Origin of the sequence: Colwellia sp. MB3u-55 (assembly GCF_014076785.1) — a bacterium.
Taxonomy (GTDB): Bacteria; Pseudomonadota; Gammaproteobacteria; order Enterobacterales; family Alteromonadaceae; genus Colwellia_A.
The window spans coordinates 90,089-110,579 of the sequence record NZ_JACGUS010000020.1 but is presented as its reverse complement, the minus strand read 5'-3'; the positions used below and the strand labels follow the sequence as shown (position 1 = coordinate 110,579).

The window sequence follows — 20,491 nt, the reverse complement described above, 5'->3', positions numbered from 1 at the left end:
ACTTGGGCTTTTTTATAACAACTAACTAAATGAACAGTGAATAATTACTTACGATATTCAACTTCTACATCGTATTCATCTTCATCCCAGTCTTCGTCACCTAATTCGTCTTCAACGCCGGATACCGCTTCTTCGTGGTAAGTATCCCACTTGAACTCAACCGTTTTATCTTCAGGTGTTTCTTCGATTTCTGGAGGAAGTCCTTCGATAAAAGTCATTACGCCTTGCGTTAGGTCAGCGGTACCAAATTTATTGATAGCAGAGACACTTCGTACTTCGCCAGTCCAATTTAAGCCAGCAACAATACTATCTGTTAGCGCTTTCGCTTCATCTTCTAACATTAAATCAAGCTTGTTAAACACTAACCAGCGCGGTTTAGCAAAAAGTTTTGCTGAATGACGCTCTAATTCACTGATAATAGTTTTAGCGTTTTCAAGAGGATCAGAACCATCGGCAGGCATTACATCAACAAGATGTAATAAAATTCGACAACGCTCTAGATGCTTAAGAAACTGTGTACCTAGGCCTGCGCCTTCTGCTGCGCCTTCAATCAAACCAGGAATATCAGCAATAACGAAACTACGTTGCGTATCTAGGCGAACTACACCTAAATTTGGCGCCAACGTAGTAAAGGGATAATCTGCAACTTTAGGTCGAGCCGCTGAAACACTGCGTATCAAAGTAGACTTACCTGCATTAGGTAAACCTAACAAACCTACATCAGCGAGTAATAATAGCTCAAGTTTAAGACTACGTATTTCGCCCGGTGTACCATCGGTTTTTTGGCGAGGAGCGCGGTTAGTACTACTTTTAAAACGCGTATTGCCTAAACCATGCCAGCCGCCTTTTGCCACTAACATTTTTTGTTCATTGCGGGTTAAGTCACCTAATTGTTCACCGGTGTCTACATCCATAGCACGTGTACCAACAGGCACTTTCAAAATTAAATCTTCTGAACCTTTACCCGTACAATCACGACTTTGACCATTTTGACCGCGCTTAGCACGATGAAAACGCTCGAAGCGGTAATCAATTAAGGTATTCAGGCTTTCGTCAGCCATTAAATAAACGTCACCGCCGTCACCGCCGTCACCACCATTAGGTCCGCCGTATTCAATGTACTTTTCTTTTCGAAAACTTACACAACCGTTGCCGCCGTCTCCGGCCTCAACTCTAATTTCAACTTCATCAACGAATTTCATGGTGCTTTGAAACACTCCAAGATTAAACTATTGCCTTATTATAAGTTATTTTTTGCACTTACGAAAACAAAGTTATTTTTTATACAAAATGAATACCCTTTGAACTAATTAAAGTTACATCATTAAAAGTAAATAAAATTTCAACAACAAGGCGCTTGGTTAAGCAATAGCTGACTATTGGGATTGAAGCAACGAAGTTATTGACTATTTAGGTCATTTAAAAATGAGTCGTTAATTAGTGTAATGAGTATTAGATACTCAAGTAATTAAGTATCAAAAAAAAACCCTGCTTAAAGCAGGGTCTTTATTAAGTTTGAGTAACGTTACTAAGCAACAATACTTACAAACTTACGGTTTTTAGGACCTTTAACATCAAATTGTACTTTACCATCAGTTAAAGCAAATAATGTGTGGTCTTTACCAATACCCATGTTTGTTCCAGCGTGGAATTTAGTACCACGTTGACGAACAATAATGTTTCCAGCTAATACAGCTTCGCCACCAAAACGCTTAACACCAAGGCGTTTAGCTTCTGAATCGCGACCATTTCGTGTACTACCTGCAGCTTTCTTATGTGCCATTTTAAATCGCTCCTAATTAGCCGTTGATGCCAGTAATTTTCACTTCAGTGAACCATTGACGATGGCCCGCTTCTTTACGTGAATGCTTACGACGTTTAAATTTAACAATTTTAACTTTATCAGCACGGCCTTGATTTACAATCTCAGCTACTACTTTACCACCAGCAATGTAAGGCGCGCCTACATTAACGGCTTCGCCGTCAGCGATCATTAAAACGTTATCGAATTCTACTGTTGCACCAATTTCAAGCTCAAGCTTTTCAAGGCGAACTGTTTGTCCTTCAGTTACACGGTGTTGCTTACCGCCACTTTGGAATACAGCGTACATACCTACTCCGTAAAGCGTCATTTTATTTAGACGCTAGATTTTAAAATATAGGGCGCGAATTCTACGCGAAGATTTTTATTCAGGCAAGTCTAATTCGCATCTATTTCTATTTAATTTGCTTATCGATAAACTATTCCGCTACAGCCCTTTATTGCTAAATAATTTCGTGTAAACTCATGCTTCATAAAATCTCTCAAATACAACAACAAAGGTAGCTATAGCTTTCTATGGATATCAAACATATACAAGCCCTTGCTCAACAAGATATGACAGCGGTAAATAATGTTATTTATTCGCAAATAAATTCTGACGTTGCGTTAATTAATCAGCTTGGCGTTTATATTGTCAATGCCGGTGGAAAACGCATGCGCCCCATATTGACGGTTCTCGCCGCACGTGCTTTTGGTTATCAAGGTAATGATCATATCTCTATTGCCGCCATTATTGAGTTTATTCACACCGCGACCTTATTACATGATGATGTTGTTGATGAATCAAACATGCGTCGTGGCCGAGAAACCGCTAATGCATTATTTGGTAATAGTGCCAGTGTACTCGTTGGTGACTTTCTTTATACTCGCTCTTTTCAGATGATGACCAAGTTAGGCAATATGAGAATAATGGATATATTGTCTGATACCACTAACATTGTTGCCGAAGGTGAAGTCTTGCAGTTAATGAACTGTAATGACCCTAACACCACCGAAGAAAGTTATTTTCAGGTTATTTACTGCAAAACAGCGAAACTGTTTGAAGCCGCAACACGTTTAGCAGCAGTTATTGCCGGGCAAGATGAAAAAACTGAAAAAGCGATGCAAGAATACGGTAAATACTTAGGCACAGCTTTTCAATTGGTTGACGATATTATGGACTACACCGCCGATGCTAAAGCGATGGGAAAAAATATTGGTGATGATTTAGCTGAAGGCAAACCTACTTTGCCATTACTTTATGCCATGAAGCACGGTAATGCGCAGCAAAAACAGCTAATAAGCGACGCTATTGAACATTGCAATGGTATGGAGCATTTAGACGAAATACTCGCTGCAATGGAGCAAACAGGCTCTCTCGTCTACACACAAAAGCAAGCCGAGCAAGAAGCGGATAAAGCCATTGATGCGTTAAAAATACTGCCCGAGTCTGAACATAAGCAAGCGCTGATATCTCTGGCCCATATTGCTGCAAATAGAAGCGTATAATGATGAAGACCCATTTTGGCTTTTATCTTAATCTTCTTGCTATTTTGTTATTTATTCCAGGGATATTATTACCGATGTTCTCTTTGAGCATGGATGTTAGCGCCACTATTGCTGGACCTGCGTTTACCTCAGAGTTAATTAACAAGGAGCTTTCCCTGTTAACTACAATTCAAGAGCTGTGGCAAAACGAGCGTATATTAGTGTCCGTGCTCATTTTTATTTTCTCTATTTGTATTCCTTTATTGAAAACGGCCTTAGTAGCTTGGTCTTATTTTAAAAGGAAGACTCAATTAGAAAGAAAAATCATTAGCTTTGTTGGTGCAATTGGAAAATGGTCAATGGCTGACGTTTTTGTTGTGGCGATATTCCTAGCTGTTTTGTCGACTAACCATGCAGAAACAGCAAGCCAACAAACGTTAAGTATTATGGGCTTTAAACTCAATTTAATGATCAGCAGTGAAACGCTGTCGGCTGTCGGCCCTGGTTTTTATTTCTTTTGTGCTTATTGTTTACTGTCATTAGTTGGCACGCAGCTGAGTCAAAGTGGTCTAAAAAGCCAACTTAACAACTAGTCCTTTAATTTGTTCATCGATATTATCTGCAACAGCATTATCATTGATTATTTTTAGAGATAAAAAAACCGCTAGTCTTTACAGAGCAGCGGTTTTTTTTATTGCAAAAACATCAGTCAGTAAATATAAATTTACTGAATAAGGCTAATGCTAACGTTCAACAAATTAACCTTTGATGAAGTTAATACCTTCAGCAATGTCAGCTTTTAATGTGTCTAACATATCAACTTTCGCTTTTTCTTCAAAAGCACTTAGTTTACCGTAAGATAAAATTTCGCTAACGCCATTTACGCCTAAACGTACCGGTTGTGCGAAAAATTGTGCATCTTCACCTGCGCCTTCAACGTAAGCGTAATCAACCACGTCTTCGCCTTGTAAACCTTTAACTAAAGACATACAAAAACGAGCTGCAGCAGCGCCCATAGATAAAGTAGCAGAACCACCACCGGCTTTAGCATTAACAACTTCAGTACCTGCGTTTTGAATGCGAGGTGTTAAAGCAGCAACTTCTTCATCAGTAAAAGTAACGCCTTCAACTTGTGAAAGAAGTGGTAAAATAGTGGTACCTGAGTGGCCACCAATTACTGGAACTTTAACTTCAGCAACGTTTAAGCCTTTTAATTCAGCAACGAACGCTTCACTACGAATAACATCTAGCGTAGTAATACCAAAGACACGAGCCGCGTCATAAGTACCTGCTTTTTTGAAGACTTCAGCAACGATAGGAACCGTGCCGTTAACTGGGTTAGTAATAATACCCACTAACGCTTTAGGACAGTTTGCAACAATGCCTTCTGCTAATGTTTTAATAATGCCCGCATTAACAGCGAACAAATCAGCACGATCCATACCTGGCTTACGTGGCATGCCTGCTGGAATTAAAACGATATCAGCACCTGTTAATGCGTCGCCTAATGCGTCAGCACCAAAACCTTCAACTTTAACGGCTGTAGGTATGTGTGATAAATCAACAGCAACACCTGGAACAACTGGTGCTACGTCATACAAAGATAGCTCAGAACCCGCTGGTAATTGAGTTTTTAATAATAATGATAACGCTTGGCCGATTCCGCCAGCAGCGCCTAAAACAGCAACTTTCATTTGATGTCTCCGGTAGTTAAAGAATATTTGAGTAAATACGTAAATTTTCGTGCCCAAAAGATATAGCATCGGCCACTAAAAAACAATTAATATTAAACTATATATGGCATTAGGATACCGTATAATACTTTTAATGAAATAATACTTAGGTCTTACTTCCTCATCATTAAGAATTTAAGATTAAAAAAAGTGTAGTAGAAAAATAACAAAGAGTACCGTTAAATTATGACAGTTTCACAAAAACAAGAAGCATTAACACAAGCTTTTAAAGATTTATTAAAGCAAGAGCAGTTTGGTTCTCAAGGCGATATAGTTGATGCGTTGAAGAAACAAGGTTTTGATAATATCAGCCAGTCAAAGGTTTCACGTATGCTCAGTAAATATGGCGCAGTTCGCACCCGTAACGCTCGCCAAGAAATGGTTTATTGTTTACCGGCTGAACTAGGCGTTCCAACAGCAAAAAGCCCTTTACGCCAACTAGTGATAGATATTGAATACAATGAAGTCATGATTATTGTTAGAACCAGCCCAGGCGCTGCCCAGTTAATCGCTCGCTTACTTGATAGTTTAAGTAAAAGCGATGGAGTACTGGGTACGATTGCTGGTGATGATACTATTTTTATTGCCCCAACCCATGTTGGACAAATAAAAGAAACCATTGCTAAATTAGAGTTACTGTTTTCAAGAAACTTAAATTAAGCTAAGTTCGAAGACAGTTAGCCAGAGTAATATCGCAATTTTATCGCTTTATTAAAGTGCCAACTTAGCTAAAAAATTCAAACTTGGTGCAAAAAAAGATGCGCCAGTTTCTGCTTGGGTATATTTAAGTAAGTGGTCAAAATGACCATGAGCATCACTTTGAATCATGGCTTTTAACATCATCTCAAATGGCTCAGGCGAGCGGCAATAAGAAACAAAAAACAAGCCCTGTAACTTCATATCACCATACGGCATACTTTGTCGTACTATTTCGATAGCGTTACCGTCTTCGTCTTTAAGGTTTACTCGCTTAGTATGCGCGGTTGCTGGTTTATTTTCATTGGAATATTCTTCATTGTCCAGTTTTGTTCGTCCAAAAATATCTTCTTGGTCTTTAACCTTTAAGTTATCCCATAAGTTCAGATTATGGCGATAACGTTGAATATGTAAATAACTGCCCGCCGCAAATTCTTCACTCTCTTCATTAGCAATTAGCGCAACTTTGCGGCGGTGTGAACCTTGTGGGTTTTCTGTGCCATCGACAAAACCCGTTAAATCACGACCATCAAGAAACCTAAAAGCACGCACTTGCTCAGCCAGTTCAACGCTGTTGGCTAATAAAGAACAAACCTTGGTACTAACAATATGGTTAACGTCTGCACGGTCGCTTCTTATTTCGATATAAAGATCATAACTATCAGCCGGAGCTGCGCGATCATCACATTCAAGCGCGGAAAAAGGCTTTAAATTTTTAGGTCTTCCCTGAGGATACAGCTCATCCCAATAGTTAGCACCAATGGCAATAACACCAGCTAAATTGGATTCTGAAAAACGATCAGCGTAATGATCGAATAAGGCAGGTAATCGAGATAGTGCGTGACGAACATGAGCATTTTTATCATCTAAAACATTAAACATCAGATAATAACCGTGCAAACTAGGTTCTGCGCAAATACCGAATTGTTCTCTTGCCATCAAAATTCCCAAAAATGTAATATATATTAATATTTCAATTTTACACAGTTTCTTAAAATTCACAGTAAATCATTTACGATAATAAAATAAGATAAAACCGTGTTGCTTTTTACAGCTATGCCAACGCACCATTATTATTATCGGCGCAAGTACTGATAATTTCTCTGCCGCTAAAAGTATTAGCCTTTATTTTGTACATAAAAAAAACAGCCCTTAGGCTGTTTTATTATTTATCTTGTTAATATAGATAACACTAGTTGGTATTAAGTAAACTCAGGGTAAGCTTCCATACCACAATCTGATTTATCCATACCTTGATACTCTTCTTCTTCAGTTACACGAATACCCATAACTTTCTTAAGTACATACCAGACCACAAAACTTGCACTAAATACCCAGACAAAGATCGTTGCTGCACCGATTAATTGTCCACTAAAGCTTGAAGCAGGGTTAGTAAGAGGAACAAGCAGTAAACCAAACAAACCAACGACACCGTGTACTGAGATAGCACCTACTGGATCATCTATTTTCAGTTTATCTAAACCAACCACTGACAAGACAACGATGATACCAGCGACCATACCAAACAAGGTTGCTTGCAATGCTGTGGGTGTTGAAGGCTCAGCAGTAATAGCGACTAATCCCGCTAATGCTCCGTTTAATGTCATGGTTAAATCTGCTTTTTTAAATAGTAATTTAGCAAAAATTAACGCGGCGATAGCGCCACCAGCGGCCGCTGCATTGGTATTTAAAAAGACCATAGCAACTGAATGTGAACTGTTGATATCAGCAAGCTTTAAAACTGAACCACCGTTAAAGCCAAACCAACCCATCCATAAAATAAACGTGCCTAATGTCGCCATAGGTAAGTTAGCACCTGGAATGGCATTAATACGACCATCTGCTCCATATTTACCCTTACGTGCGCCAAGTAGCAAGACACCGGCTAATGCTGCTGATGCACCTGCCATGTGGACAATACCCGAGCCAGCAAAATCAGAAAAACCTAAGTCACCTAGGGTGTACAAACCAAAGACAGCATTACCGCCCCAAGTCCAGCTACCTTCTAGTGGATAAATAACGGCGGTTAACACAACGGTAAAAATAAGGAATGCCCATAATTTCATGCGTTCAGCGACGGCACCAGAAACAATCGACATCGCTGTTGCAACAAAGACCACTTGAAAGAAGAAGTCAGACGCTTTGGAGTATATAGCTCCGCCATTAAAACCATCTTCACGGCCAGAAAATTCTTTTAATACCGCATCAGCATCGACTGTTTCGATGCCAGATAAGAAGAAACCACCACCGTACATAATTTCGTAACCGCAGGCCAAATACATCATGCAAGCAATAGCATAAAGCGCGACGTTTTTAGTCAAAATTTCTGTAGTATTTTTTGCACGCACTAAACCGGCTTCTAACATAGAGAAACCCGCGGCCATCCACATAACAAGAGCACCACATATCAAGAAATAGAAAGTGTCCATTGCGTATTGTAATTGAAAAATATTTTGTTCCATGATTTACCCCTTAAATAGCTTCAACATCTTGCTCACCAGTACGAATACGTACAGCTTGCTGTAAGTCATAGACAAATATTTTACCATCGCCAATTTTACCTGTGTGCGCCGACTCGGTAATTGCTTTAACTAAGCGTTCAACAACATCATCATTGACAGCAATTTCAAGTTTCACTTTCGGTAAAAAGTCCACTTGATACTCAGCACCACGATACAGTTCGGTATGACCTTTTTGTCGTCCAAAACCTTTTACCTCACTGACAGTTAATCCTTCAACACCTATTTCAGAAATTGCTTCTCTGACATCATCCAGTTTGAAAGGTTTTATTATTGCGTTAACCATTTTCATTATGTTTAGCCTTATTTATGATTTGTACATAACAATACAAATGTTATGCCAAAGACTAAAATACTTATTATTCATAAGGTTAAAATAAAAAATTAAAAAAATGCTGTTAACAAGCACTTTATTGGTGCATGAAATTTTATCAATGACAGTAATTGGTGCATGATTTAATTGATCACCGCCACTTAAGTTGAGAATTCACGGCAACTTGAGAATTAATTTTGGAATTTTGTTTATGTTCAATGTTAAAATTTATATCGACAGATAAAAAATGACGCTAATTACACTGGATACATACTTCTAGATAGGCCCATATGTGGGTTCGAGTTTATTTCTAAATTTTTTCCTGCATAGTTAAACTCTGCAAATATGTGTTTATTAAATAATGATAAAGATAAAGATAAATTAAGAGTTAATCTAAGAAGCTGAGTCATTAAATAAAAATAGCTTTAAACGCGCAATTCACATCTGTTTTTGGCACTTTGGAGATAGTAGACTTGATAAATATCACTAATGACTATGGTAACTTTGTGGCATTAGTGAACCTTTGATAATTACTTTCACCAGCATAATGATGTTCTACTGCTAAGACTTTCTTAATGCACATTGTGGAAGCTACAACACCGCTATAGCTGCTGCTTGCTGCCTGCTGCCTGCTGCCTGCTCATTGTTGTCCTTGTAAATTCATCTTGCAACGCTAATTTTTGCCATATTGAAGATGTTAGCATTTGATAATTTATACTGAAGATAGTTGTATGCTTTGGTTGAGGCGGACATGGACGAAAAATCAAATTATGCTAGCGGTTTTCTGATGGCCGGCGTTCTTCATAGATGGAATACCTTTTTATTGATGATAACCAATTAAATTTACCATTTCAGTAATTAGGATGGAATATCAATTACAAGTAAACTAATATCAAATTACTCGACACTGCATACCCCTCATATTATTTCGAAGAGAAAGGATATCAGGCGCATACAAGTCTCTCACAAAGGAACGTTACATTTGATTGCAAGCTTTAAAATATATTCAAAATCATTTTTTTTATCATTGCTTATATTAATCAGCAGCTTAACAATTACCTATATAGCATTCTATTCTACTCAGGCTGCTACTGAGAAAAATGTTCAAATTTATTTCGATTTCCGAGTGAGAGAGGCCATTAAGCGTATTGAAAATCGAGTAGCGTTTTATAAAGAATCACTACGCGGAATCGGGGGCTTATTCAAGGCATCAACGAGTGTCTCACGTGATCAATTCAAACGTTACACTTCTTCACTTAATCTGGAGGAACATTTTCCGGGAATACAGGGAGTTGGCTTTTCTATTTTGATCCCATCGGTATCAAAAAATAATCATATAGATACAATCCGCAGAGAAGGGTTCCCAGACTATTCAATCTACCCTGAAGGTAAGCGTGAGGTTTACTCATCAATCATTTATCTTGAACCTTTTTCAGATCGTAATTTGTGGGCGTTTGGATATGATATGTTCTCTGAAGAAGTGCGTAAGAGAGCTATGCAAAATGCTATTGATAATGACAAAATATCACTGTCTGGTAAAGTTAGATTAGTTCAAGAATCTGGAACGAATGAACAGGCTGGGTTTTTAATGTACCTACCGATTTACGAAAGGGATAAGCCTCATACATTAATTACTGAACGTCGGGAGAACATTGTTGGTTGGGTATATTCAGTTTTTCGAATGAATGATTTTATGAAAGGTGTCCATGGGGAGTATGCTAACGACCTCGATCTCGATATTTTTGATGGTGATGCCATATCATACGAAACACTAATGTTTGATTCTAATGAGTCGTTATCATTGGGAGAACCCTTGGATTCTGAAGGATATAAAATTTATCCTATAACTGTAGTCGATCATGCCTGGACAGTTCGGATTCGTCCTTTACCTACATTTAATTTGCGTATCGATACTGACAGACCAATAATGGTTGCACTGATTGGCTCTGCTGCTAGCTTAGCATTAACATTAATTGTTTGGTTGCTGCTGACAGGTCGATCGAGAGCACTACATGACTCTTTGCATGATTCTCTAACGGGTCTTCCAAACAGGAAGCTCTTTATAGAACGCTTACAGCAGGCGCTATTGATCAAATCACGCGAAAAAAGAAGTCTGGCTATATTGTTCATAGACTTGGATAAATTCAAACCCGTTAACGATTCGTTCGGACATATTGTAGGTGATCTAACATTGAGCGCGGTAGCTCAACGCATTGAAGGCTGTCTACGTAAGTCAGACACTGTAGCGCGTATAGGTGGAGATGAGTTTATTGTGTTGTTACCCACAATCAGAACAGAGCAAGATGCATCTGAAGTTTCAAAAAAGATTTGTCATGCGCTCAGTATGCCATTTGAGTTTGCCAAACAAAGCTTGAGTATATCTTCGAGCATAGGGGTTGCTATTTACCCTGAGCATGGCAGTGATGAAACCACGCTTATCAAAAATGCTGATACGGCCATGTATTATGCAAAAACTAGCGGTCGTAATAACGTAAAAATTTATAAACCAAGCATGAATATCCGCTAATACCTTAACTGTCCTCAGATCGAAAACTAAGTATTAGCAATGCTAATGTCCTAAACATATACGGTCTCAATTGTATCTATAATGTATTAGGAGACGAACTGATGGTCTACTTGTGACTGTAAGTCATTTTGGTTATTGATACTTCGCTCTGGCAAAAAAATTCAAAGTCTACAACATTCACTTGCCTGGGATTCTCCCCTTAAGTGGCTGTGATCATAATTAGCATGCAAGTAAGTCCCGTTTGTTAAGTAAAGCTATTAGCGGGTTAGGCAAGGAAGGATTAATTAATTAGCAAGGATGGCAAAGACCGTTCTACCTCAGTGGTTTATTACTCGGTACCAACTCATGATTAATGAGTGTATTAGCTGCGCAGACAAAGTAAGTACAATAAAAATTTAGATGAGATTAGCTCAGCAAAGACAAGCTATTGCTAAATAAATCACTGCCCTCACCCACAGTTATTATATCAAAAGATATAGCGGTTAATAAAGCATAGAGGCACTTGGATTAAGTACAGCAAGGATACTTAAGCGTTCCATATCACAGAAGTCGCTAGCATCACGTAACAGCTCTTGCTGAACTGATAACGCATCGAGTTTTTCATCACTAATGACATCGGCTTGGCAATGACTTTTGCATTGGTGGTTTAATGTCATGACTCGTTTAGCAATATAAAGTAATTTAGTTTCGTCGGTACTATGTTGAAACTCCTCTTCATCTTGATAACGTATAGGTTCAATCAAACTGAAAGGAAGTTGCCATTGTTTTAATAATTCAGCGGTAATGTCAGCGAATGAAAAACCCAGTATTTGTAGTTGTTTAGTCCAAGGCAATTCATCTGAATTAATATGCTTACATTGCTCTACTTTTTCAGGCATAAATTGATGTATAACGAGCTCACCTAAATTATGCAGCAAACCTAAAATAAATAATCGTTCTGCATTGGGTACGTTTAGTTTAGTGCCTAAAAATTTAACTGTTAATGCACAATCAACACTACGTTCCCAAAAGTCATCTAAATATTCGGGACTGGCTTTTAGTTTTCTAAAGGCATCAGTGGTAAAATAAGCAATAACTAAGTTGTAAACTTCGGTAATGCCCAAGATTAAAACCGCTTTAGAAATAGTGTCTATTTTACCAGGATAGTTAAAAAAGGAGCTATTTGAGAGCTTTAAAATAGTCGCTGACAAGGCAGGATCAAGTAAAATGACATCCGCTATATCATCAATAGTTGATGATTCGTTATCAATTAACTCTTTAATGCGGATAAAAGAATCCGACAATACAAATATTTCACTCGCCTGTTCGGCGTATTCAACAGCATTCATAACAAAAATCCTAACAAGAAATATAGGGTTATTTTTTTATAAAAAATAAAACACACAGCATATAAATTGAAAACTAACACCCGCTGATGGCTCAGTTTTTCAATAATATACAGGATATTAGCAATGACCTAAATTTCATTCAAGTATAGACACTATATTAATAATAAGTGACTTATTTTCAGAAAAACTCTAATTAGTCTTCAACGGTTAAGGCAACTTGGTAAGAGCCAAATTTTCTAATATTAATAACCCCCTTATCAAAAATAAGATATTGGCCTTTTATTCCTTGTAATAATCCTGAAACTTGCGGTGTTTTATCAAAATTAAAAGAGCCAATCTTTTCTAAGTACTGTTCAACAGGAAAGTTCAAATTAACTACTGGTTCGTCAAGTAATTCAACGGCGTCTGCACCAAAACGTAATTTAATATCGTCTAACTGCGCTGCAATTTCAGGTAATAATGCTTGTGCTTTCGCTTTTAAATCAACCGTTTCACCCGCACCTTTTAACATAGCTCGCCAATTTGTTTTATCGGCAATAAACTTAGCAAGTGCTATTTCAACTAAGCCTGATTGTAAGCGTGTACTTACTCTAAATAGCGGTAAAGCTTGTGTTGCACCTTGGTCAATCCAGCGGGTGGGTATTTGAGTATGGCGAGTAATGCCAACTTTAATACCAGAGGTATTCGCTAAATAAACATAATGATTGACCATGCAATTTTTTACGCCCCATTCAGGCTCACGACAAGTCCCCTGAGCATGATGGCAAGTTTCTGGTTTCATAATACACATATCGCATTGAGCGAGCTTTTGCATACACGGATAACAAAAACCTTGCGAATAACTTTTCTTGGTTACTCTTGCACAATGACGACACGCTATTTTACCTTGATAATCTAAAGTAATATTTTTCCCAATTAACGCATTCATATCAATGAGCTGATCGCCTATAGGTAATTGGTAATGAACGAGTCCGTTTTCATCTAACTGAGCAGTCATTTTACTCAAAGCACCTGCATCGTAATAGGTCATTTATTGTCTCGATATGTTTGATGGAGAAATTTAAAGGGCATGGTATAAAACTCTGTAAATGACAGCCAGCTTTTTATCGATTTCAGTAACAAAAATTGCGATACTATTGTTATAACAGCAAAACCTTTACAGCCAAGCCAACTTGTATGCAAAAAAAAGAACCGACCGCCAAGCCAACTTGGTTTGTTTATTATTTACGTTGTGCAGACAACAGTTTATACGCAGGTATTACTACCGACCTAATTCGCCGTGTAGGTGAGCATAATACTTGTAATAAAACAGGGGCTAAATATACGCGGGTTCGGCGGCCGGTCGAATTAGTTTACGCTGAGCCCCAAGAAAATCGTCAACTCGCTTGCAAGCGCGAACATCAACTAAAGAAGTTTACTAAGCTTAAAAAAGAGACCTTAGTGAAGAACTTTAAGCCAACAATTTTTTAGAAAAGCCCTAACAGTACTGGTCTGCTTAGTATTACTTTTATTAGATAGTTTCCATTTGTCGACAAGTAACTGCTAGTATACGGCGGTTTTCACATAATAGACGTATGCAAAATGTTTCTAGAAAGTTACTGTAATATTACAAATAATCAAATTAGTTTTTCTCGTCAGCAAGGTAGTGATTTCGCTAAAATAGTTGCCGATGATTTCAATCCGCTGCACGATGCCGATGCAAAACGTTTTTGCGTGCCAGGTGATTTACTTTTTTCATTAGTGCTAGAAAAGTCAGGTTTATCACAAAATATGGGCTTTACTTTCTCCGGTATGGTGACCGATGGCATTAAACTTAATTTTCCTGAAAAAATTGTCGAATCAGCGACTATTCTTGATGATAATGCTAAAGAATATATGAAAATAGAGGCTTCAGGACAGTGTACAACTAACCGTCAATCGATCGATGCTTTGATCCGCGCCTACGTTGAGTTCTCTGGACATACCTTTCCACATATTTTAGTGAAATTGATGTTTGAAAACAATGTCATGATCAACCCAACACGTCCAATGGTGATGTATGAAAATATGTTTATTCATTTAGATGAAGTTGATTTTACCGACGTGCAATTGAAATTAACGACACCTAGCTTACTCATTGACGGTAAACGTGGTAAAGCAACCTTACCTTTTGACTTAGTCGCTAATGGCAAAGTGATTGGTCATGGTAAAAAGCACATGTTACTCAGTGGCTTAAGAGATTATGACCAAACAACGATTGATAGTCTCGTTAATCATTACAATGATAAAAAAGCGCAGTACTTAAAGTAACCCCTTAATGAGATGATGTTAGTTAAAATTTTACTAACATCATCTTATCAAACGCTAGCTGTTGTGTTCTTCTGTTTTCCACACAAAAAGCAAACTTTTTAATTGTTTTAGGTCGCGAGCATTGCCTTGGCTGTTGATAATACTCCAGCCATGCTTGCAATTTTTCTCCTTGATACCGAGATTTTAAGACCAGCGAAGCTGATGTTTCGAAGGGATCTATACGGTTTTCTTTAACATCACTAGCTGAACTTCTCGATAACTGCTGACCTTTAACAGATATTTTTCTCGGCTTTTTTTTCTGTTTATTTTGCTTATTTACTATGGGCTTTTTTAATCGACTTTGTTGACATTGCCACCATTTATTTCGAGCATTTTCTTCTTGTTTTTTCAAACGTTCACTTCGTTTTACACTATGACCTTGTCTTTGCTGAGACTGAATATTAGCTAACTTATCCTCATAGCGCTGACAGTTTTTTTTCCCAGCAAAGCTTTGCTGAGAAAAAATTAAAGCCATACTTATAAAAAAAAGTTTAAAATGTACTTTATACATAGCTCCTCCTTGAACTTCGCAATAAAACAACAACTAGCATTAACAGCTTAGTACATTTAATTAACATTAATTAGCAATCACAAAAAAAACTTCTATACTAAAACCTATAGAGAAATGAGCAAGGATGTTCCATTTTGAAAATATTCACCTTAAAATATTTTGCCATATTCAGCAGTTTTATCCTTTGGCCACAAGGCTACACCTCAGAGTTACCAAAAATTCAGCTGGCTACGCCTTATCAAGTAGAGAGTAAAACCCCGATAAAGATCAGCGAATATTTTGTTAGTGAAAAACTTGACGGTATTCGAGGTTATTGGAACGGTAAAAACTTATTAACCCGTGGAGGTAACCTTATCCATGCGCCAAAATGGTTTACTCAAGGTTGGCCATTAACCTATCTTGATGGCGAGCTATGGAGCAAGCGCGCTGAATTTGAAAAGATCAGCAGCTGTATTAGAAAGCATGCCCCCAAACAGCAAATCACAATAAGTTGTTGGCAGAAAATACGCTTTATGGTTTTTGATTTACCCAAGCATTCAGGTACTTTTAGTGAGCGTATTAAGCAAATGAAAGCTGAGATGGCAACAACTGACAATCACTATTGGCAAGTCATAAAACAAGAGAAAGTAAACTCAATTGCGATATTGAATCAACGTTTAGCAGACGTGGTCGAAAAAGGTGGGGAAGGACTGATGCTAAATCATCAAGCCGCCTATTATAAAATAGGGAGAAGCCAAGACCTGATAAAATTAAAAAAATATGATGATAGTGAAGCGATCGTTGTTGCTTATATCGCAGGTAAAGGCAAGTACAAAAATATGATGGGATCGATAAGAGTAAAAATGAAGTCAGGCTTACTCTTTAAAATTGGTAGTGGTTTTACTGACGAACAACGTAAAAACCCACCAAAAATTGGTAGCACAATTACCTTTAAATACATTGGTAAAACAGCGCGAGGTGTGCCAAAATTTGCTAGCTTTTTACGTGTGCGTACCTTAGCGTTGAGCCAGTAAAACAGACAAAATTACGATTCAATCCTATAAAAAAGAGAATAATAATTAATGGAATTTCACTTATGGTTATCTTTTGTGGTTATTTGTATGATGGGCGCTTTATCACCAGGCCCGAGTTTAGCATTAGTCATCAAAAACACTCTCGCTGGCGGAACGTCACAAGGTTATGCAACTGCGATTAGTCACGGTTTAGGTGTTGCACTTTACGCAGCTATTACTGCAACAGGCATAGCGGTAATTATCGTTAAATCGCCTTTAATATTTAGTATTATTCAATATGCGGGCGCTGCTTTTTTACTTTACTTGGGGGTCAAATCATTATTAAGTAAAAAAAATAACCAAGTGTTCTCTCAAGATGACTCCGCGGTAAAAACACAGGTAAATGGCTGGCGAGATGGCTTTTTAATTGCCTTTTTAAATCCTAAACTTGCTATTTTTTTTCTCGCATTATTTAGCCAGTTTTTAGCAGGAGATGCCAGCAGTGAACAAAAAATAATAATGACTGCCACCGTAGGCAGCATTGATGCTTTATGGTATTGCCTAGTAACCTTTACACTATCGCGCGGTAATATCATTCGTAAGTTACGTGAAAACAGCCATATTGTTGACAAGGTAACCGGCAGTTTTTTGATATTACTTGCAGCACGAATAGTGATTAGCTAAGTATGGTTTATTAACACATCTCAACATAGCGAAAATAAAGTACTTTCAAGCCTTTACCTGCTTCAGCCTCAACAAACACTTCGGGGTTTTCAATACGATGCTGAAATTGACACTGAGGGCACTCTCTAGCGACTTCCGCTAACAAAAAGTCCTCACTTAAATCAGGGGAATTTAAACAGAGTATAACATCACTATTATTTGCCATTAATACCGGCAAACGTTTAATGATTTTCTGGTAATCTCGCTCAATATTAACACTCCCTTTTTGAAATGAAGGTGGATCGCAGATTAATAAATCATAAAGACCATATTTTTTTAACTTGCCGTAAGATTTAAAAATATCGACACCTTCATACTTTACCTTACTCGCCTCTTGCTTATTAAGTTTATGGTTTTCACGTCCGGTTGATAAAGCGCCTTTACTCATATCAATATTAACGACTTGCTCTGCACCACCAGCGATGGCAGCAATAGAGAAAGCACAGGTGTAGGCAAAAAGGTTTAACACTTTTTTACCTTCACTGTTATCTTTGACCCACTGGCGGCCATTACTCATATCAAGAAACAGTCCAGAATTTTGTGCTTTTCCCAAACTAAGCTGATATTGCAAACCATGTTCTTGTGCGCTTAATGCGGTAATCTCTTCTCCCCAAAGTACTTCACTTGGCGAAAACTTTCGGCTGCGATACTGCACTTGAATAGATAGACATTGTGGTAGCAACTGCTGGATCACGATAACTTGTTCACTTAACCAAGCCTCTTCAACCTCTTGGTAAAGCGTAATAAGCACGACGGGTGAGAACCAATCAACATTAACATGGGCTAAACCCGGGTAAGCATGGCCACGACCGTGAAATAGTCGCTGACAATCGACGAGCTTATTTTCATTTTGAAGACGGACTAAAATAGGTTGAAGATGTGCTTGAAGCGTTGAATTCATAACTTAATTTTTTATGGCCAAAAATAAAGCCACATAATAACAAATTATGCGGCTTTACGTTCAAATCGTTTGCCTGTTTAGTCTAGATTAATAAACTAAAATCCAAAAATGCTAAAAGCAAAGAACTTTTGTGCCACCGTATTCAAGAAAATACCCAAGACAATGACTGGAATAAAAGTGCCTAATGAAAAGTTAACGTACTTTTCTACCCAAGAGCCTTTATAGGTATCGCTACCAATAGCCAGCTCTTCTGACAAGTTATGCTTTTTCCAACGATAACTAACGAAAACACATAATAAAAAGCCGTTTAACGGTAAAATAGTATCGTAGAAAATATCATAAACCACGTCAAAGAATGAGCGTGAACCGCCTGCATAAGTGGTAAATTCAGTAAAGAATGACACCATACCAAAAGAGACCATAGCAAAAACGGTTAGCGCGCCACCAACAATCATTAAAATGGATAAAGCTTTTCTGCGGCTATGTTTCTTTTCAGTGACTAAGTAAGAAACGGGTACTTCAATAATCGATACCAGAGATGTTATTGCAGCAAAAAAGACCAACAGAAAGAAAAATGCCGCGACAGCACTCGCACCAATATAACCAAGTGACACTTGTAATGCTAAAAATATTTTAGGTAAAAAAGTAAAGATCAATGAGACTGAGCTGTCACTTAATTCCGCTGGATTAACATTCGGGTTGAATGAAAACACCGCAGGTAAAATCATTAAACCGGCAGTAAAGGCAACAGCCGTGTCGGTTAGTGCAACCAGCTTTGCAGAATTAACTATGTCGGTTTTATTATTAATATATGAACCGTAAGTAATTAAAATCCCCATACCGAGTGATAGCGAGAAAAAGGCTTGTGACAATGCGCCATTAATTACTGAAGGGGTAATTTTATCAAAATCAGGAACAATAAAGAATTTAACCCCCGCAAAAGCATTTTCTAGTGTTAAGACGTAAACCACCATAATTAACAACATCACAAATAATGTTGGCATTAAAACTTTCGCCGCTTTTTCTATGCCTTCTTTGACACCTGCCACTAAGATGAAGTTGACAATAACCGCTACGGCAAACATAGCAACAAATAAATAGGGACTGTTGATGAATTCACCAAAACCATTACCACTGGCTAAGTAATCTAATTTACCCGCGAGTGTTAACGCAACATAGCCAAAAATCCAGACCGTTAGCACCATATAAAAAACCGCAATCATAAATGGAGTTAATACGCCAAAGATCCCAGCGATTCCCCAACCTCTACTGCCACCACTTAACGCTTTGTAGGCGCCAACAGGTTCTTTTTGGGTTTTACGGCCAACCGCCATTTCGGCAATCATCACCGGTAAACAAATTAAAAATACGAATATTGCATACATGATTAAAAATGCGCCACCCCCATTTTTAGCTGCGTTTACTGGAAAGCCAACTAAATTGCCAATACCAACAGCAGAACCTGCTGCGGCCAAAATAAATCCAAGTTTAGAGCTAAACTGCTCTCTCGATGCGCTCATAAATGTCCTTAATTATAATTATTTGTAGGGCATATTTTGTATAGTTTATTAACTATACGAAAAAAAGAATGGCTTGATGCTAGCAGGCTTTATAATTAATGTCTTCTTTTAGAACGAAGGTATTAGTAATTAAGTGTATAAATATAGTTGCACTTAGACAACCAACAACTAAGTCATTGAAAAATAATTAATAAAATCCATATATTTAGCAGGGTGCGCTTCCATATAGCCTTATTTTGCTATTTTGAGAAGAGTCCACCATTCATAATAGTAAGAATATTTTCCGCTTCTTCTGCCGCAAACTCTATTGCCTGAGCTAAATCATCACTTGAAATATTTAAATTCGCGCATAAGCTGTCATCAACACTATCGTCATAATCAAACTCATCAGGATGACTATCAACTAAAGCTAAACGAGATGCTAAATAGAGCACCTTGACATCTTTATTAATTTGAATAGTTTTCGCTTCATTAAAGTGACGGATCGGTAAAATGATTTTTTCAGGTATTTGCCATATCTTTAACAGTTCGGCAGATATATCAGTATAAGTAAAACCCAAGGCTTGCTTTTGTAATACCCAAGGCAATTGTTCTGCTGAATATTTTTCACATTGTTTTGCAATCTCAGGGGTTATTTTTGCAACGATCAATTCACCAAAATTTTGCAAGAGTCCAGCAACAAAAAGCCGTTCAATATCTCGTATGCCTGCTTTAATGGCTAAGTTTTTAGTCGCTAAACCACAAAAGATACTCATTCGCCAAAAGCGTTTTAAATCGATAGCCTGATTTGAAAAATGCTTGAAGGCGGTTGCCGCCACATCGACTAACATCATGTTATAAATAGCTTGCGTACCTATAATGGTAATAGCACGTGAAATAGTACTTATTTCGCCAGGAAAACTATAAATCGCACTATTTGCTATTTGTAATAAACGCGAAGTCATCGAAGGATCGACACTGATCACATTAGCAAAGTCTTCAATGCTTGAGTCTTCATTTTCCATTAAGGCTTTAATTTTAAAGCAGGCATCGGGAAGTGCAAAAGAGCCATTGGCTTCAAGCGCATATTGGTGAGCATCCATTGGGTTATCAATCATTTTTTATAGAATAA

The 20,491-nt window shown here is 37.7% G+C and carries 21 protein-coding genes; 8 read left to right on the top strand and 13 right to left on the bottom strand.

Going from position 1 to position 20,491, the window contains the following annotated elements:
* Positions 1-44: 44 nt before the first annotated feature.
* The 3 genes from cgtA to rplU all read right to left on the bottom strand — a co-directional run bounded on the left by cgtA (position 45) and on the right by rplU (position 2,111).
* Positions 45-1,202 carry an Obg family GTPase CgtA gene (gene cgtA, locus H4J66_RS00560; RefSeq protein WP_070375739.1) on the bottom strand — a complete coding sequence of 386 codons (1,158 nt, stop codon included), beginning with the start codon at positions 1,200-1,202 and terminating at the stop codon, positions 45-47.
* Between the two features lie 326 nt (positions 1,203-1,528).
* Positions 1,529-1,783 (bottom strand): 50S ribosomal protein L27, encoded by a 255-nt coding sequence (gene rpmA, locus H4J66_RS00555; RefSeq protein ID WP_070375738.1) that lies wholly within the window; start codon positions 1,781-1,783, stop codon positions 1,529-1,531.
* A gap of 16 nt (positions 1,784-1,799) precedes the next feature.
* A complete protein-coding gene (gene rplU / locus H4J66_RS00550) occupies positions 1,800-2,111 on the bottom strand; it encodes a 50S ribosomal protein L21 (RefSeq protein ID WP_070375737.1) in 312 nt (103 codons plus the stop codon).
* 227 nt (positions 2,112-2,338) lie between these two features.
* On the opposite strand from rplU, the gene ispB reads away from it, so the two are divergent.
* Together ispB and H4J66_RS00540 are read left to right on the top strand one after the other, a co-directional pair.
* Positions 2,339-3,310, top strand: coding sequence for an octaprenyl diphosphate synthase (ispB, locus tag H4J66_RS00545; RefSeq protein WP_182169229.1), 972 nt, complete (start codon positions 2,339-2,341; stop codon positions 3,308-3,310).
* The gene (locus H4J66_RS00540; RefSeq protein WP_310650606.1) at positions 3,310-3,882 is read left to right on the top strand and encodes a paraquat-inducible protein A; all 573 of its coding nucleotides are present in this window, start codon (positions 3,310-3,312) and stop codon (positions 3,880-3,882) included. Before ispB ends, H4J66_RS00540 begins: the two co-directional genes overlap by 1 nt.
* A 165-nt stretch (positions 3,883-4,047) precedes the next feature.
* On the opposite strand, the gene mdh is transcribed toward H4J66_RS00540, so the two are convergent.
* Complete coding sequence (mdh, locus tag H4J66_RS00535; protein ID WP_182169227.1) at positions 4,048-4,983, bottom strand: malate dehydrogenase; 936 nt, start codon at positions 4,981-4,983, stop codon at positions 4,048-4,050.
* Positions 4,984-5,208: 225 nt separating this feature from the next.
* Here mdh and argR point away from each other — a divergent pair, with 225 nt between their 5' ends.
* On the top strand, positions 5,209-5,682 hold the full coding sequence (argR, locus tag H4J66_RS00530) for a transcriptional regulator ArgR (protein ID WP_070375733.1): 474 nt from the start codon (positions 5,209-5,211) through the stop codon (positions 5,680-5,682).
* A gap of 51 nt (positions 5,683-5,733) precedes the next feature.
* Here the strand turns inward: argR and H4J66_RS00525 are convergent, their stop codons facing one another.
* From H4J66_RS00525 to H4J66_RS00515, 3 genes are all read right to left on the bottom strand, one after another.
* Positions 5,734-6,657, bottom strand: coding sequence for a Dyp-type peroxidase (locus H4J66_RS00525; RefSeq protein ID WP_157470986.1), 924 nt, complete (start codon positions 6,655-6,657; stop codon positions 5,734-5,736).
* 263 nt (positions 6,658-6,920) lie between these two features.
* Positions 6,921-8,180, bottom strand: a complete 1,260-nt coding sequence (locus tag H4J66_RS00520; protein ID WP_070375732.1) for an ammonium transporter — start codon at positions 8,178-8,180, stop codon at positions 6,921-6,923.
* 10 nt (positions 8,181-8,190) lie between these two features.
* The gene (locus H4J66_RS00515) at positions 8,191-8,529 is read right to left on the bottom strand and encodes a P-II family nitrogen regulator (protein WP_070375731.1); all 339 of its coding nucleotides are present in this window, start codon (positions 8,527-8,529) and stop codon (positions 8,191-8,193) included.
* 1,003 nt (positions 8,530-9,532) lie between these two features.
* On the opposite strand from H4J66_RS00515, the gene H4J66_RS19935 reads away from it, so the two are divergent.
* Entirely contained in the window at positions 9,533-11,077 is a 1,545-nt protein-coding gene (locus tag H4J66_RS19935) for a CHASE domain-containing protein (RefSeq protein WP_220463147.1), read from the top strand.
* Between the two features lie 482 nt (positions 11,078-11,559).
* Here H4J66_RS19935 and H4J66_RS00505 read toward each other — a convergent pair whose 3' ends face one another.
* Together H4J66_RS00505 and H4J66_RS00500 are read right to left on the bottom strand one after the other, a co-directional pair.
* Positions 11,560-12,405: an HDOD domain-containing protein gene (locus tag H4J66_RS00505; protein ID WP_182169225.1), complete on the bottom strand. Its 846-nt coding sequence runs from the start codon at positions 12,403-12,405 to the stop codon at positions 11,560-11,562.
* A 193-nt stretch (positions 12,406-12,598) separates the two neighbouring features.
* Positions 12,599-13,435 carry a DUF2797 domain-containing protein gene (locus tag H4J66_RS00500; RefSeq protein ID WP_182169223.1) on the bottom strand — a complete coding sequence of 279 codons (837 nt, stop codon included), beginning with the start codon at positions 13,433-13,435 and terminating at the stop codon, positions 12,599-12,601.
* Between the two features lie 146 nt (positions 13,436-13,581).
* On the opposite strand from H4J66_RS00500, the gene H4J66_RS00495 reads away from it, so the two are divergent.
* Positions 13,582-13,875, top strand: coding sequence for a GIY-YIG nuclease family protein (locus H4J66_RS00495; protein ID WP_182169221.1), 294 nt, complete (start codon positions 13,582-13,584; stop codon positions 13,873-13,875).
* Between the two features lie 111 nt (positions 13,876-13,986).
* A complete protein-coding gene (locus H4J66_RS00490) occupies positions 13,987-14,694 on the top strand; it encodes a DUF3581 family protein (protein ID WP_182169220.1) in 708 nt (235 codons plus the stop codon).
* 22 nt (positions 14,695-14,716) lie between these two features.
* Here H4J66_RS00490 and H4J66_RS00485 read toward each other — a convergent pair whose 3' ends face one another.
* Positions 14,717-15,244, bottom strand: a complete 528-nt coding sequence (locus H4J66_RS00485) for a hypothetical protein (protein WP_182169218.1) — start codon at positions 15,242-15,244, stop codon at positions 14,717-14,719.
* Between the two features lie 134 nt (positions 15,245-15,378).
* Here H4J66_RS00485 and H4J66_RS00480 point away from each other — a divergent pair, with 134 nt between their 5' ends.
* Both H4J66_RS00480 and H4J66_RS00475 read left to right on the top strand, forming a co-directional pair.
* Positions 15,379-16,257 (top strand): DNA ligase, encoded by an 879-nt coding sequence (locus H4J66_RS00480; protein WP_182169216.1) that lies wholly within the window; start codon positions 15,379-15,381, stop codon positions 16,255-16,257.
* A 48-nt stretch (positions 16,258-16,305) separates the two neighbouring features.
* A complete protein-coding gene (locus H4J66_RS00475) occupies positions 16,306-16,920 on the top strand; it encodes a LysE family translocator (RefSeq protein ID WP_182169214.1) in 615 nt (204 codons plus the stop codon).
* Positions 16,921-16,930: 10 nt separating this feature from the next.
* Here the strand turns inward: H4J66_RS00475 and H4J66_RS00470 are convergent, their stop codons facing one another.
* From H4J66_RS00470 to H4J66_RS00460, 3 genes are all read right to left on the bottom strand, one after another.
* Entirely contained in the window at positions 16,931-17,860 is a 930-nt protein-coding gene (locus H4J66_RS00470) for a class I SAM-dependent methyltransferase (protein WP_182169212.1), read from the bottom strand.
* 95 nt (positions 17,861-17,955) lie between these two features.
* On the bottom strand, positions 17,956-19,380 hold the full coding sequence (locus H4J66_RS00465) for a sodium-dependent transporter (protein WP_182169210.1): 1,425 nt from the start codon (positions 19,378-19,380) through the stop codon (positions 17,956-17,958).
* A gap of 239 nt (positions 19,381-19,619) precedes the next feature.
* Complete coding sequence (locus H4J66_RS00460; RefSeq protein WP_259368552.1) at positions 19,620-20,477, bottom strand: HDOD domain-containing protein; 858 nt, start codon at positions 20,475-20,477, stop codon at positions 19,620-19,622.
* Positions 20,478-20,491: the final 14 nt, after the last annotated feature.

Bases quoted from the DNA above. Each gene is read 5' to 3' on its own strand.
- cgtA (WP_070375739.1), bottom strand. From the start codon at position 1,202: ATGAAATTCGTTGATGAAGTTGAAATTAGAGTTGAGGCCGGAGACGGC.
- rpmA (WP_070375738.1), bottom strand. From the start codon at position 1,783: ATGGCACATAAGAAAGCTGCAGGTAGTACACGAAATGGTCGCGATTCA.
- rplU (WP_070375737.1), bottom strand. From the start codon at position 2,111: ATGTACGCTGTATTCCAAAGTGGCGGTAAGCAACACCGTGTAACTGAA.
- ispB (WP_182169229.1), top strand. From the start codon at position 2,339: ATGGATATCAAACATATACAAGCCCTTGCTCAACAAGATATGACAGCG.
- H4J66_RS00540 (WP_310650606.1), top strand. From the start codon at position 3,310: ATGATGAAGACCCATTTTGGCTTTTATCTTAATCTTCTTGCTATTTTG.
- mdh (WP_182169227.1), bottom strand. From the start codon at position 4,983: ATGAAAGTTGCTGTTTTAGGCGCTGCTGGCGGAATCGGCCAAGCGTTA.
- argR (WP_070375733.1), top strand. From the start codon at position 5,209: ATGACAGTTTCACAAAAACAAGAAGCATTAACACAAGCTTTTAAAGAT.
- H4J66_RS00525 (WP_157470986.1), bottom strand. From the start codon at position 6,657: ATGGCAAGAGAACAATTCGGTATTTGCGCAGAACCTAGTTTGCACGGT.
- H4J66_RS00520 (WP_070375732.1), bottom strand. From the start codon at position 8,180: ATGGAACAAAATATTTTTCAATTACAATACGCAATGGACACTTTCTAT.
- H4J66_RS00515 (WP_070375731.1), bottom strand. From the start codon at position 8,529: ATGAAAATGGTTAACGCAATAATAAAACCTTTCAAACTGGATGATGTC.
- H4J66_RS00505 (WP_182169225.1), bottom strand. From the start codon at position 12,405: ATGAATGCTGTTGAATACGCCGAACAGGCGAGTGAAATATTTGTATTG.
- H4J66_RS00500 (WP_182169223.1), bottom strand. From the start codon at position 13,435: ATGACCTATTACGATGCAGGTGCTTTGAGTAAAATGACTGCTCAGTTA.
- H4J66_RS00495 (WP_182169221.1), top strand. From the start codon at position 13,582: ATGCAAAAAAAAGAACCGACCGCCAAGCCAACTTGGTTTGTTTATTAT.
- H4J66_RS00490 (WP_182169220.1), top strand. From the start codon at position 13,987: ATGTTTCTAGAAAGTTACTGTAATATTACAAATAATCAAATTAGTTTT.
- H4J66_RS00485 (WP_182169218.1), bottom strand. From the start codon at position 15,244: ATGTATAAAGTACATTTTAAACTTTTTTTTATAAGTATGGCTTTAATT.
- H4J66_RS00475 (WP_182169214.1), top strand. From the start codon at position 16,306: ATGGAATTTCACTTATGGTTATCTTTTGTGGTTATTTGTATGATGGGC.
- H4J66_RS00470 (WP_182169212.1), bottom strand. From the start codon at position 17,860: ATGAATTCAACGCTTCAAGCACATCTTCAACCTATTTTAGTCCGTCTT.
- H4J66_RS00465 (WP_182169210.1), bottom strand. From the start codon at position 19,380: ATGAGCGCATCGAGAGAGCAGTTTAGCTCTAAACTTGGATTTATTTTG.
- H4J66_RS00460 (WP_259368552.1), bottom strand. From the start codon at position 20,477: ATGATTGATAACCCAATGGATGCTCACCAATATGCGCTTGAAGCCAAT.